The following is a 12,721-nucleotide window of genomic DNA, read 5'->3' as shown; positions in this document are numbered from 1 at the left end:
TCAGGCACCACCCTGCAGCCGGGACGACGGCAGCTTGGCCTCCAGGATGTTGACCTGGTTCTGCATCGACTGCACGACCCGGCGCCTGGCTTGCACCAACTCCTCAGCCCTGCGGTCGGCGTCGCTCAACGCCGCGATCCGCCGCTGATAGTCCGCATCCGGCTCGGCACGGGAGTCCATGAACAGGGCCAACCCAGCCTCACCAAGCAAACCTCCGCCCACTGACGTCGCCAGCACCCTGCCCGCGCGTTCGGACAAGAACGCGGCCAAGGAACGTACCGCCTCACCGGGAGACATCCTGGTCTGCTTGTGCACCTGAGCCAGAATCGCCTGCCGTGTCGTGAAATCCAGGGACAACTCGACCTGGTTGAGCACATCGGGCACGACCGCGGCCAGCGCCACCTCCACATTGGACGGCTCGAAATGCCCGTCAGCCCGCTTACGGACAACACCGTTGCGCAACTCGGCGAAGTCATGCCCGACAGCCGAAACCGGAACCAGCCGGACAATCCGGCGCGTGCTGTGCACGTTCACCAGATCACGGAACCCCTCGATGCCCATCAGCACACGCTGCACGAGATCGAGCCGGATGTTCTCGTCCTGATGCAGTTGATCGAGCAGATCCCACTTCGTGATCACGAAGACGACCGGCGCCGGCGTGGTCAGCAGACAGTGGACCATGGCATCGAGCGTGGTTTGCAGAATCGACCGCCCACGCCGATCACCTTGGTACGTCTGAAGAATCCGCAGCCCGTCGATGATCGCGATCACCGCGTGCGCCTGGTTGATCGCGGTCAACAGGCGCTGCTGCGCGTTCGACCCAGGCGCGTCCGTGTCGGTCAGCAACTCGCCGGGGTACTCCAGGTAGCCGATGTCGAGCATGGCCGTGGCCTGCGTGCCGACCAGTGACATCACGCTGAAGTCGAACTCCCGCATCTCGCCCCTGGTCGTGCCGCGCGGCCAGTCTTCGTCCGTGCTGGCCACTTCCTGGTACCACTTGTTCAGCTCGATCAGCTGGGTGTACGGCACTTTCAGGAAGTAACCACGGTTGCCCGGCGCCTGCAGCCGCCGGTAGATGCTCGTGAGCAGCAATGTCTTGCCTGATCCCTGCAGGCCGAGCGTGACCACTCGGAATTTCGGTACCGGCGGCTTGACCACCACTTTCTTGTTGTTGCCCGCGCCAGGCCTGCGGGCCTTGACTCGGCGCATCACCCAGATGATGGCGACAACCACAGCCGCCAACGCCACGATCTCCACGGCTCACTCCCCCGTTCACCACTCGGAACGGCCGTATGGAAACCATGGTGGCCAGTGGGAAGCCGGTTGGAATCAGGGCCAGCCCTGATTGGCGCGATGGCAGTGGGCATACGGGGCGCGCGGCAGGCACAAGCCGCCGAACAACAGCAACGCCGACTTGATCGCCGTCCGGGCGACCTTCTTTACCGACTCATGACCCAAGATCGTGGCGAGGTTGTGACATGTGGACAGTGCCGATTGCATACACTGTTATGCCGTGGTCCGATGGTCAGGTGGACCTAAGTCGTGTCAGTGATTTTCTGATTCGGGTCGCCGAGGACAGCGGGGCGGCGTTCGCTGGTGTGTCCACGTCCATCGGCATCCGACTTGGCCTGTACGAGGCGATGGCGGGCGCCGGGCCGATGACGTCGGGGCAACTTGCTCGCAAGACCGGTTTGGTCGAGCGGTACGTGCTGGAATGGCTGACCGCGCAGGCAGCAGGACGCTATGTGGAGTTCGATCCGGAGTCCACAACGTACCTTTTGCCCGATGAACACGCCGCGGTTCTCGCGGATCCGACGTCGCCGACGTACGCAGCGGGCTCCTTCCCGATGCTGAAGGCTTTCTACGCCACCGAGGACGCGTTGGTCGAGGCGTTCAGGAACGTCGTGCCGCACGCCGGGATGTCAGCGGCTTGATCACTGAGCACGCGGGCCGCCAGCAGGCCCGCCATGCTTCCGCCGAAAACAATGGCGCGCTTCATCAGGACCGAGGTCTTCCCGTCTCCGACACGCTAAGGGTGCTGAGTTCGGTGAACGTCCGAACCGGGCTTGCTTGCCCCCACCCATCCAATTAGTTAGGTAGCCTAACCTAGTTCATTGGATGGGGTTCGATGTCGCGAGTCAAGCCGCCAGAGCGTAGAACGATGATCAGGGCCATGGTCGCCCGCACGGCCCGGACCAGCGAGAACTTCGTGACGGTCACAGTGACCGGCGACGAGAGCGCGATGCCCGCCGTGCTGGCCATTCTGGACAACGCGCCGGACACCCTGCATGCCGATGTGTACCTTGAAGTTCCGCACAGCGACGACTTCCGTGAACTGTCCACTCCGCCGAACGTCAAGGTGCATTGGCTTGCCCGCAACGGATCCGGCGACATCCCTGGCAGGCTTGCCCTTGAGACGGTCAAATCAGCCACGCTGCCCGACGAGTTGGACTACACGTGGGTCGCCGGTGAAAGTGGACTCGCGACCGGCGTGCGCCGATTCCTCGTGCAGGAACGCAAGATCCCGAAGTCCACAGTCACCTTCCTTGGCTATTGGCGTCACGGAAAAGCAAGCCCGCGTCAGGAACTAGGGCTACATTTGTCCGCCTTCACAGCGGCCGCACCGAAAACGGGGTCGGCGGTCTCGAACGACCCCAGCGGGTTGGTGGTATCGCTGACCGCGGCCTGAGTGGCGTCCAGTGCCTTGGTGCCCGGGTCCATCCAGCCGTCGCCCTTGGCCGCGTCGACCTTTCGTTTGCCTTCGGCGGCCGCGTCACGCGCGGCGGTGAACTTCGCCAAGTAGTCCTGCTTCACCTTGTCGCCACCCTTGAACGGCGAGGGCGGCAACGCGGTCAGCTCGGTGACCGTCTTTCCAGCCAGCTCGGCCATCTCGCCGAGGTCCTTACTGGACGAACCCTTGGTCATCACCTGTTCCCGTGGAGCGCCTTCAAGTCTTTTGTTGTTCGCCAGGCGATAGCCGTGTACCGCTCCGCAGAAACCGTTCAGCCACGCGACAGCGGCCGGATCCAGGTCCCGCCGCGCCGTGGACGACGGCGTGGATGGCGCCGAGTTGTCCGTCACGGTCGCGGGAATCGGCTCTTTGTACCCCGTGCACCCTGCCGCCAGTGCGCAGACGCTCGCCGCCACGGCTAGTTTCATTCCGATCTTCATCTCTTCTCCCCTTCCAGCGCCCTTTCAGGCACTGCCCATTCACCACTTCCGCACGGCCGGCCGGGCGTTCAGCGCCTCGATCGTCCGGCGGACGTTGTCCTCCCACGCGTGTGTCAGCACGTACTTCTCCTCATCCGGCAAGGAGGTCCACCGCTCGGCGAAGCCGTGGACCGCGTCAAGCACGTCCTCAGGCACAATGGACAGACGCAGAATCGCATCCAGTTCCACCGTGCCAGCAAGCACATTCCCGGCGAACTCCGCAAGGAAACCCTTGCCCTGAGCCAGGACGCCCAGCTGTTCTCGCCTGGCAGCACGGCCTTCCACTGTCGCCCACAGGTTTGTCATGACACTGCTGGGTGGTTGTATTCAAGCACCGGCCACTCCACGGTCCCTACACGGAACGCCGCCACGCCTTTGAAGGCGTGCACCGCGGCTTCGATCAAGTCAAGTGCGTCGTCCACTTTGCTCACACTGGCGAACACACCGGCGAAAACCTCGTGCGATATGTCCGATGCGCGCAGCAGGACGTCGATCAGCGCGTCCAACAGCCAGTCGATCGCGACGCTCAAGGCCTGCATCCCGTGGTACGCCGAGCGTGCGAAATTCTGTACCGCCACACCGGCCTGATCACAGAAGCCGGAGAACAGGCTGGCATTCCTGGCGTAGTCCCACAGCCAGTCCCGTGCGGTCGCGGCCGCGTTACCGTTCCATCGCGGGCCGAGATCGCCCCAGCCGCGCATCACGTTCGCGCCGATTCGGCCGTATGCCACGGAAACGTCCCGCAACGCCATGCCCTGTCGCATCAGTTCGACCCAGTCACCCTTGACGTACCGGGTGATCTTCTCGATCCAGTCGGTGCCGGTCACGGCCTTCAGCAAGTCCCTGACGTGCTGGGCGACCGAGATCTTGGCGAGGATCTTGGTGACGACACTGGGGATCTCGATGACCGGCCAGCCGTCGCTGTGGCCGGTGGGCGTCGCGGTGCCGACGTAGTCGGTGCCCGGTTTGCGCGGATCCTCTGCGGCGTCGTAAACATCCTTGAACGCGCGCCACGGCGGGTTGTACTGCATGGGAAACGTGCGCGCCGGTTGAACCGGCGGTGGGAAGGTCGCGTCCATGGCGGCCGCGTCTTCGGTTTCCCGGTAGTACTTCGCGGCTGTCGCCAGCGATTCCGAGCAGGCACCGGCGAGGTGCCAGCCGCGCTCGAGGCTGAAGCTGGCGAAGGCGTGGTACTTGTCCAACGCCTCGAACACGGTGTCGAGCAGCATCCCCTTGCCTGCTTTGGCGGCCCCGGTCAGGGCGTGCGCATGGAACAACTGAGCCGCGTCACACGCACGCCCCATCATGATCGCCATCGAATCGACGGCCTCGGAGTCGACCCTGAAACCCACCTTGCCAGTGGATCACGCTGGTCTTGCGTTTTTCTTTTAATGCCAGGGCTCGTGGTTCACCCGGACCGTCGTGTCCCGATCCGCGGCTTCCTCGATGGCCAGCGCGAGCCGGTGATCATGGATGCCGTCAGCCAGCGGATACGGTTCCGGCCCTGCCTCCTGCGCCCAGGCCGCGGTGTCCTGCAGCAGCGTGGCGATGGCGATTTCCTCGTCGTTCCACCGCTTGCCCTGATAGGGATTGCGGTACAGGACGTCGGAGCCGAACGTGATGTGGTCGGTGTCGTAACCGTCGAGGTCCAGGTCGTATCCGGTCTGCCTGCGGACGATCTCGGTACGCACGATCGTGCGGTCCTCGGTCAGCCGGACGACGTCCTGGTCACGCAGCTCGCCTTTGCTGCCTCGGGCCAGCAGACGCCGCATGAGCAGCTGGTTGTGCCACTGGTTGTCGGTGAAGTCGTACAGGCCGAACCCGCCGTCGTCGAACTCGATGGTCCCGATGGTCGTCACGGCCGGTTTGATCTCGACAGGGTCGGCCCATCCGTCACGCGACAGCGGATCAGCCAGGGGGGTGGTTGCCCGGAAAGCCCGGATTTCGGCCTGCCCGCGGCCTTTGCCGAGCAGTGCCCGGATGAGCGAGACCGCGTGATACTGGTGCGTGGAGGACACGTCCGCCCTGGTTACTTCGCCGATCACGCCGCTGCGCAGGAGATTGATCCGTGCGGCGTGCGCGGGCATCCGTGAATACTGCTCGGCGGCCTGGACCAGGTTCTTGTCCCCCACGTCGGCCCAGAGTTCGCGGAGGCCGTCGAGATCCGGCGCCGGCGGGGTTTCGGCGAGCACTTTCACGCCACGACCGGCCAATTCGGTGATCAAGCCCGGCGTCACGGACCACGGGACGGACGTGACCACGAAGTCCGGCTTGGCTTGCCGGAGGCACTCGTCGAGGTCAAGGCAGACCGGCACGGGAAGCTGCTTCGGGCGGCGGGAGACGACGCCGACGCAGTCAAGGCCGTCGAGCTCGGCCGCGAGCCGCCAGTAGAACTCGGCACGCCACCCCGACCCCACGATCGCGAACTTGGTCACCCCACGACACTATGCTGCCTGACCGTGGACGTCGGACTTCTCCTGCTCAGCGCGGCCGTGTTGATCGGTGCCGTGGTTTTGACCGCGACCAGTGGTGACCGCAGGATCGCCCGGCTGGATCGCAGGCTTGCGCGCGTTGAGCAGAAACTCGACGCCATCGCCGCTGGCGTTGGGGTTGAGCTGCCGGAGCCCGAGCTCGGCCACGTCAAGGCCCTGCTGGCGGAGGGCAAGAAGATCCAGGCTGTCCGGGCATACCGCGAGGCGACGGGCGCTGATCTGAAGGAAGCTGCTCAGGCCATCGACCAGCTCGGCACCTGAGTGCCTGGTCAGAGCTCGTGAGTGGTTACGCCGGTTAGAACCGGCGTAACCACTCACGAGGGGTGGGTGCACCTTCCTAGTCCGCCGTCGGCCGATTCCACAGGTGGACACCGGCGGGGTACGCCGAACGGGAAGATCTTTTCGCTGAGCCCGCTGACGTTCTGACCCCTTTGTCCACTGTAGCCACACTTCGGGCGGGTTATCGCCCCATTGTCGACTTGCGCTCCGGCGTCAGGGCGGGCGGAGAATAGCGGTATGCCGAAAGTTCTGATTCTCACCGGCGACGCCGCCGAGACACTCGAGGTCTTCTACCCGTACCAGCGCCTCCAGGAGGAAGGGTACGAAGTCGACATCGCCGCGCCGTCGGTGAAGAAACTCCAGTTCGTCGTGCACGACTTCGTCGACGGATTCGACACGTACACCGAAAAACCCGGCCACACCTGGCAGGCGGATGTGGCCTTCGCCGATGTCGAGCCGAATGACTACGTGGCCGCCGTTGTTCCCGGTGGCCGCGCGCCCGAGTACATCCGCAACGATCCCGACGCCCAGCGGATCATCCGGCACTTCATGAACGCCGACGCTCCCGTTGCCGCGCTGTGCCACGGCCCGCTGCTGCTGGCGGCGGCCGGGACCATCGATGGGAGGCGTCTGGCCGCTTATCCCGCCCTGGCCCCGGATGTCACGGTCGCCGGTGGCGAGTTTGTCGACGCCGCCTCGGTTATCGATGGCCAGCTGGTCACCGGTCGCGCGTGGCCCGACCACCCGAGCTGGATGCGCGCTTTCATCGAGCACCTGCGCAAGGTGGCACCGGTGGGGTGAGAGCCTGTCGTGAGTGGTTAGCCGTGTTCTAACCCTGCTAACCACTCACGAGCTGTTCAGGCGACTTCCGGGAGTCGATCGGCGAGGCGGGTTGCCAGCTCCGACCGTGTGTCGCTCAGTTCCACGGAACGGCCGTGGGATTGGGCGGCACGCAAGGCAACCCGCAACCGGGCACGGTCGTGAGTGGACAGTTGTTCCAGCATTTCGTCCGCAGCTTCCAAAGCAAGCAGTTGCTCCATCGGGCTACGTGGCTCGGTGATGCCGTCGATCACGATGTCCGGCGTGCCGAGGTCGGGACGGGCCTTCGTGATCACCAAGGCGATCAGCCTGCGGCCGTCGTCTCCGGTGTTCCACAGAGCTCGTGGCTCGTCGGAGGTGAACCTACGGCGGCGGGCGAGCGCACCGACCCGGGAGTCCAGTTTCCTGAACTCGGTCTCGTCCACCCGGCCAAGTTGTTGCAGGCAAAGGCGTTTGTACGCGCTGTGCAAGGATTCCGGGTTCTCGTAGCGTTCCACCCCGACCTTCTTGATTTTACGGGCCGTACGCAGCCTTTCCAGCAAAGGCACAACGAGCTCCGGCTTCATTCCGGTCTCGGCCAGCAGCGCGTCCAGCTCCAACGGGCCCCATTCCAAGGCATCGAGCAACTGTTGCGACCGGACCTGGAACAGCGCGGCATCCAGATCGAGTCGACCGTCGGAGGAAGCCGTTGAGACGAGGACCTGCCGGACATCCTGCGCCTTGAGGTTGCGGTCGGTCGCCCACACCAAGATCGCCGCTTCCAGCAAAGCCGACTGGTCTTCGGCGAACCGGGCGTCGCCGACCATGATCACGTCGCCGCGGACCTGGATGATCAACCGGTTCTCCGCAGCCGCCCGATCGAGGATCTCAGCTGGCAACGGACCGAAGTCATAGTCGACCTGAATCACGTTGGCGCCCGCGTCGAGCACCTGGATCACCCACGCCAGCACGTCGCTGGCCAGAGGCGTCGGGGTGTCGTAGAACGGCGTCCGGATCACCAGCAACTCGGCCAGCGACAGCGAACGGTCCGAACTGGACACTCCAGCCATCCGCCCTGCCACATGGTTTTCCGCGGCCACGCGGGTCATCCGTTCGACGAACTGCTCGCCCTTACGCACACTGTGCGGCCCAGCCACAGCGACCCTGACAACGTGCGGATTTACCGGGGAGTCGAACAGCGGCGGCGCCGCCTCTGGCCCACCAGCGTTGAGCGAGCCCGCGATCTGACGAACCAGGTCCGGCACCTCGTCGGTGATCCCGCGGTCCATGATCTCCTCGGCGAGCCGTTCCCACTGCTCAAGGTGCGGGAGCTTGGCGTAATACCCGCACAGCTCGGCCTTCTTGATCCGGGTCAGCACCGGGAGGTTTCGGCGGATCCACTGCCAGACCTCGTCCCACGACAACGCTTGCAGACGGATTGTGCGGGCCTCGCCGGGCCCGAGCGGCGCGGTGAGCACGCTGAGCTCGTCCGTGGCGATGACCGCGAGCCGCGCTGAGCCGCGGCGCATGGTGATCAGGCCGAGCGCGTGCGCCAGCCGCTCGCTGGCTCGCGTCGGGCTGCGCAACAGGTCGCCGTCGTCGATGACCAGGGCGAACGGGACCCTGGCGAGATCTTCGAGCAGACGTTCCCACCACGCGTCGGAGTCCAGCTTGCCCTGCCGCGACGGGGTCACGTAGCCGCTCGCGTCGATCCGCTCGGCGACCACTTTGGCCAGCTCCAGCACCGGGTCTTCGAAACTGAGCAAGCGTTTGGCACTGATGAACAGGCTGGCGATGCCCTCGTCGAGTTCCTCGATCGCCCGGTCGAGCAGCGAAGTCTTGCCGGTCTCCGGCGGGCCGATGACCACGAGCAGCCGGGAGGACGTGTGCCCGGAAAGCATGTCCACGGCCTCGCGGATCTGGTTCAGCCGGGCGATGAACCGCAGCTCACGTTGCCGGATCCCGAGTTTCAGCGCCAAATGGCGTCGTGGCGGTGGTGGTGTCGCGCGCGCGGCCGGGTTCATCACCTGGCCGGGCTCGCTGCCGCCGACGAACAGGCTCGGCACGGCCCAGTTGAGCAGGCGAGAACCGTCGTCAGCGATCGCGTGCCTGGCCAGCCGCAGCGACTGGGCGACGGTCTGGCCGCCGGTAAGGGCTTCGTAGAAGAACTTGGTGAAGATCCGTTCCGTCCCGAACGGCAGCACGGCCTGCATTCCCACGACCATCGGGCACGCGTCCCGGACGCAGACGTCCGCAGTGGAATACCTGTCCGGGGCATCCTGCGCGCCTGCGGGCGCGCGTGCCGTCTCGCATCCGGCGAACACCACGAGCCGAAGATCGGGCATTTGCTGCAGCAGCATCGCGAAATCCTGGCTACGCACCAACAATCCCCGGCCGCCGCGTTGCTGCAACCGGAGGCCATATGGATTGGCGTGTCCGAGGTAGTGCACGACGTGGAATCCGCGCCGCTCAGCGCACATCCGCTCACGCAACCGCTCGATCGTCGGCCGATCCTCAACGACCACGTTCAGCACGCCTCGGTCGACCAACGGCTGCAAAGTGCTGAGCAGGCTGCGTTTCTCGGCCCACAGGTCGAACGGAGTCTCTGTCTCATTAGGATCGGCGATCAACGGGCTGGACATCACCAGCAGGACGTTCAGCGGCGGGTCGACGGTCGTTTCCCGCACCGGATACGTCCGCGACCGACCGGCCCTGACCAAATGCACATCTCGCGCCATGGTCAGGAAACGGCTGGGCTGCTGGGGATCGGGCATCAGTTCCCACGGCCACGAGCTGACTTCCTGTGGCGCCGCAAGCACCCGAACAAGCAGTTGCGCGCCGTCGGCGGCCGCGACGCCACGGGTCTGAGCGAGCAGGTTGGCGATGGAAGGCTCGCCGAAAACCAAGTCGTGCAACACTTGCCCGACTTCCAGTGCACGATCGCCGACCTGGTGCGCCTGACGGACGTTGGTGGTCAGCCACTCCGCGGGAGTCGCTTCCCCAAGGCCCCATTCCGGTGGACGACGGGCGACGCCGAAAACCGAGCCCTGCCGCGACTGGGCGGACACCCAGACGTGTTTGCCCGCCCCCAAGACGCTGATGTCAAACGGTTCGAACATGACTCAGTCCTCCAGCGTCGCCAAATCGACGACGCTCACCACATGAGTCACCGGCCGCGCGCTGTCGCCGCCGATCGTCACGCGATAGTCAGCGGGCGGCAGGTTGTACAGCTCGGTGCCCCACCAACCATCGCCGGATTCGATCAGCGGCACCTGCGTCGTGCTGCCGTTGAGCACCGGGGTCACGGATGCGACGAGTTCGGTGCCCGGTTGGCGCGGGCGGGCGCGGATGACCATCGGTTCGGTTGTGGAGACGTCGTCCACCTCAAGGCAAACGGCTTCATCCTCGGCGGGGAAGACGTCCACTGGCGACTGTTCCGCGCTCGTCACCACGCCCGCGACGTGATCAAGGACCGAGTCGTCGTTCTGCAGCGAAGCGTGCTTCTGACTCACGAATGACGCGTTCTGGTAGCCCTTGAGCAATTCGTGTGGCGCCGCGGAGACCATCGGGACTGTGCCGTCGCCGCCTTCTTCGCGCAATGCACGCATCGACAGCGCGGTGATTCCGCCATTTTCCTGCCGCGCGGCCCATCCAGTTCGTTGAAAACTCCCGATCACCGGGCGGACGGTGTATCCGTGATCGTCACGGTCGATCCTGTCGTCCACCGCTTTACGCAATTCCCGATGCAGCGAAAGGGAATCGGTCAACCGGCCGGTGTCGAGGCCGTGCCATTCGGCCTCGTCCAGATTCAACCAGGTGTCACCCGGTCCAGCGAGGCACCGATAGGACGGCAGCAGTTGATAGACCGACGTAAAGGACCGGATCATGTCGGTCAGATCCAGCGTGAACGGACCCCAGCCCTTGGCGAACCCGTTCTCGAGGAACGTCAGCGCGTTGATCGATCCCGAATACGGCGTGCCGAACGTGATCAACGACCGGGTGTCGCGCCAGCCGTCGAGCAGCTCAAGGTAGAGCCGGGCGACCAGGCCGCCCATCGAATGCCCGACCAGGACAAGCTTGGCGTCCGCGTTGCCGGATTCGGCACGCCACGCGGCCAGCCAATCGTGGGCATTGCGGACCAGTTTCCTGGCCGCGACCCGGTTGTCGCGCCGCCAGTCGTAGGGCAGTTCGAAGTAGTTCTTGCCCGGCACGCAACCGAGGTTTTCGATCATTCGGCGCTTGAACCGGGTATATCCGTCGATCTTCCAGTCAAGGCCGGGAAGCAGGTGCAGATCCGGCATCACCCTGGTGGCCACCACGCCGTCACCGAGATCATCGACTGATGGATCGTCGCCGTCCAGCGTGAGGCGTTTAATGCTGCCGCCAAGCGAAAGAACGGCCCGCAGTGCGGCACCGGCCGATGGCGCCCATACCTCCTTTCCGTCGCGTTCCAGCACGGATCCGGAGATACCCGGAATGAGAACGACAACGTCCCCAATACCCTTCGGCATGACCTACCCCCTCGGCGGCGAGCTGATATCACACCCTCGGGGTCGATCTTTCCGTCGTTACGGTCTTCGCAATCGATTCACCTGATTTCGTACGCCGACGCCATGTGCGCCTCTGGTGCGACCTGTTCGATGCGGGTGACGATCCTGGTCGGGAGATGCGCCACGCCCTGGTTCTTGGCACTGGTCGGATAGGCATGCTGGGTGGCGTAGGCCGATGCGATCATTGTCGGTGTGAAGCAAGTGGTGCAGGTGCGTCTACTGCCCACACCTGCGCAGGCATCGGTCGACCCTGAAAGCCCGCAACGCTGCGGCGTCGTGGCTGTCAAAGCAGATGCACCTTGCCAAGATATTTCGGAAGTTCGAGGTGCAGAAACAGTTTTACGCCGAATTGCGGGAGCGGTTCGGGCTGGCGGCACAGCCAGCGATACGCGTGATCGGTAAAATCTGTGACGCCTACGCGACGTTGCGAGCCAACCTCGCTGCTGGGAACTACGGGCCACGAGGGTCAGCACGTCGCCTAAAGGTCGAGACAACCCCGGTGATGTTCCGTTCGCAGGCGGGCCAGCCGTTTGACGCCCGTTGCTTGTCCTGGCAGTTGGGTGGAGCAGGCCGCGTGGGCATGGTGTCGATCTGGACCACAACCGGGCGGCTGCGTAATGTGCGAATGGTGGGAAATCCACGGCATCTCGCCCAATTGCGTTCCCAGCCGGCAATCGGTGAAACGGATCTGCTCTGTCAAGACGGAGTCTGGGTCCTGCACGCCGGCATTGACACGCCCGAAACACCTCAACAGGAACCAGTAAACGGGTTTCTCGGGGTCGACCGTGGCATCGTCAATATCGCGACTACGTCCGATGGTGTACGGATGTCGGGTGCGCGGTTGAACCGTTACCGCAAAAGGCAGCAACGTCTGCGGAAACGGTTGCAGGCCAAGAAGACCTCCTCCGCACGGCGGTTGTTGAAGAAACGCCGCCGAAAGGAGTCGCGGTTCGCCGCTGATGTGAACCACCAGATCAGTAAGAGCATCGTGGCCGAGGCTGAACGCACCGGGCGCGGAATCGCCGTCGAGCAGCTGACGGGTATCCGCGAGCGGGTACGGCTTCGCAAACCCCAACGGGCCGGGGTGGCGTTGGTACAGGTCGATCCCGCCTATACCTCGCAGCAGTGCCATCAGTGCGGGGGTGGACCGACAAGAAGAACCGGCGCTCGCAGGCGTCGTTTATTTGTGGCCAGTGTGGCTTCGTTGGGCACGCCGACCACAACGCGGCACGCAACATCGCGGCGCGCGGTGTCGTGTGCTGGGGCGAAGTCATGCGCCCAAACGCAGCGCCCACCCTGGCAGCCAGTCAGGAAGGCAGCAGCAAGCCTATCGGCAGCCCTCAACAGGAGGAACAGGCGACAGCTCGTTCCTTCAGGACGGGCACATGACCG

Annotated in this window: 12 protein-coding genes and 1 pseudogene; 5 read left to right on the top strand and 8 right to left on the bottom strand. The window is 64.6% G+C overall.

The genetic code is table 11. The features are described 5' to 3' along the window. On the bottom strand, positions 1-1,257 hold the full coding sequence (locus LWC34_RS47365; RefSeq protein WP_233732084.1) for a GTPase domain-containing protein: 1,257 nt from the start codon (positions 1,255-1,257) through the stop codon (positions 1-3). 272 nt (positions 1,258-1,529) lie between these two features. On the opposite strand from LWC34_RS47365, the gene LWC34_RS47360 reads away from it, so the two are divergent. Together LWC34_RS47360 and LWC34_RS47355 are read left to right on the top strand one after the other, a co-directional pair. After that, positions 1,530-1,934 carry a hypothetical protein gene (locus LWC34_RS47360; protein WP_233732082.1) on the top strand — a complete coding sequence of 135 codons (405 nt, stop codon included), beginning with the start codon at positions 1,530-1,532 and terminating at the stop codon, positions 1,932-1,934. A gap of 227 nt (positions 1,935-2,161) precedes the next feature. Next, entirely contained in the window at positions 2,162-2,689 is a 528-nt protein-coding gene (locus LWC34_RS47355; protein ID WP_233732079.1) for a siderophore-interacting protein, read from the top strand. On the opposite strand, the gene LWC34_RS47350 is transcribed toward LWC34_RS47355, so the two are convergent. From LWC34_RS47350 to LWC34_RS47335, 4 genes are read right to left on the bottom strand one after another with little or no spacing between them, the layout of a single operon-like run. Next, entirely contained in the window at positions 2,581-3,171 is a 591-nt protein-coding gene (locus tag LWC34_RS47350; protein ID WP_233732077.1) for a hypothetical protein, read from the bottom strand. The genes LWC34_RS47355 and LWC34_RS47350 overlap by 109 nt on opposite strands. A 39-nt stretch (positions 3,172-3,210) precedes the next feature. Next, positions 3,211-3,516 carry a hypothetical protein gene (locus LWC34_RS47345; RefSeq protein ID WP_233732074.1) on the bottom strand — a complete coding sequence of 102 codons (306 nt, stop codon included), beginning with the start codon at positions 3,514-3,516 and terminating at the stop codon, positions 3,211-3,213. Further along, entirely contained in the window at positions 3,513-4,562 is a 1,050-nt protein-coding gene (locus LWC34_RS47340; protein ID WP_233732071.1) for a hypothetical protein, read from the bottom strand. Before LWC34_RS47340 ends, LWC34_RS47345 begins: the two co-directional genes overlap by 4 nt. 36 nt (positions 4,563-4,598) lie before the next feature. Then, entirely contained in the window at positions 4,599-5,645 is a 1,047-nt protein-coding gene (locus tag LWC34_RS47335) for a Gfo/Idh/MocA family protein (RefSeq protein WP_233732068.1), read from the bottom strand. 24 nt (positions 5,646-5,669) lie between these two features. On the opposite strand from LWC34_RS47335, the gene LWC34_RS47330 reads away from it, so the two are divergent. Both LWC34_RS47330 and LWC34_RS47325 read left to right on the top strand, forming a co-directional pair. Next, positions 5,670-5,963, top strand: coding sequence for a hypothetical protein (locus tag LWC34_RS47330; protein ID WP_233732066.1), 294 nt, complete (start codon positions 5,670-5,672; stop codon positions 5,961-5,963). Positions 5,964-6,218: 255 nt separating this feature from the next. Then, positions 6,219-6,782 carry a DJ-1/PfpI family protein gene (locus LWC34_RS47325; RefSeq protein ID WP_233732063.1) on the top strand — a complete coding sequence of 188 codons (564 nt, stop codon included), beginning with the start codon at positions 6,219-6,221 and terminating at the stop codon, positions 6,780-6,782. A 56-nt stretch (positions 6,783-6,838) separates the two neighbouring features. Here the strand turns inward: LWC34_RS47325 and LWC34_RS47320 are convergent, their stop codons facing one another. From LWC34_RS47320 to LWC34_RS47310, 3 genes are all read right to left on the bottom strand, one after another. Further along, positions 6,839-9,898, bottom strand: a complete 3,060-nt coding sequence (locus LWC34_RS47320; RefSeq protein ID WP_233732061.1) for a CHAT domain-containing protein — start codon at positions 9,896-9,898, stop codon at positions 6,839-6,841. Between the two features lie 3 nt (positions 9,899-9,901). Beyond that, positions 9,902-11,290, bottom strand: coding sequence for a lipase/acyltransferase domain-containing protein (locus LWC34_RS47315; RefSeq protein WP_233732058.1), 1,389 nt, complete (start codon positions 11,288-11,290; stop codon positions 9,902-9,904). Positions 11,291-11,367: 77 nt separating this feature from the next. Then, the gene (locus LWC34_RS47310) at positions 11,368-11,514 is read right to left on the bottom strand and encodes a hypothetical protein (protein ID WP_233732056.1); all 147 of its coding nucleotides are present in this window, start codon (positions 11,512-11,514) and stop codon (positions 11,368-11,370) included. A gap of 107 nt (positions 11,515-11,621) precedes the next feature. Between LWC34_RS47310 and LWC34_RS59200 the strand changes: the two are divergent. Further along, positions 11,622-12,718 (top strand): annotated as a pseudogene (locus tag LWC34_RS59200) (RNA-guided endonuclease TnpB family protein). The last annotated feature ends 3 nt before the right edge of the window (positions 12,719-12,721 follow it).

Source organism: Kibdelosporangium philippinense, from assembly GCF_021390435.2.
Lineage (GTDB): Bacteria > Actinomycetota > Actinomycetes > Mycobacteriales > Pseudonocardiaceae > Kibdelosporangium > Kibdelosporangium philippinense.
Note: the sequence above shows the minus strand (reverse complement) of the source record. Positions and strands in the feature narration are given on the sequence as shown.

What these genes read in the sequence shown, in the direction of transcription:
- LWC34_RS47355 (WP_233732079.1), top strand. Translation starts at nt 2,162, where the DNA reads ATGATCAGGGCCATGGTCGCCCGCACGGCCCGGACCAGCGAGAACTTC.
- LWC34_RS47350 (WP_233732077.1), bottom strand. Translation starts at nt 3,171, where the DNA reads ATGAAGATCGGAATGAAACTAGCCGTGGCGGCGAGCGTCTGCGCACTG.
- LWC34_RS47325 (WP_233732063.1), top strand. Translation starts at nt 6,219, where the DNA reads ATGCCGAAAGTTCTGATTCTCACCGGCGACGCCGCCGAGACACTCGAG.
- LWC34_RS47310 (WP_233732056.1), bottom strand. Translation starts at nt 11,514, where the DNA reads ATGATCGCATCGGCCTACGCCACCCAGCATGCCTATCCGACCAGTGCC.
- LWC34_RS47315 (WP_233732058.1), bottom strand. Translation starts at nt 11,290, where the DNA reads ATGCCGAAGGGTATTGGGGACGTTGTCGTTCTCATTCCGGGTATCTCC.
- LWC34_RS47345 (WP_233732074.1), bottom strand. Translation starts at nt 3,516, where the DNA reads ATGACAAACCTGTGGGCGACAGTGGAAGGCCGTGCTGCCAGGCGAGAA.
- LWC34_RS47320 (WP_233732061.1), bottom strand. Translation starts at nt 9,898, where the DNA reads ATGTTCGAACCGTTTGACATCAGCGTCTTGGGGGCGGGCAAACACGTC.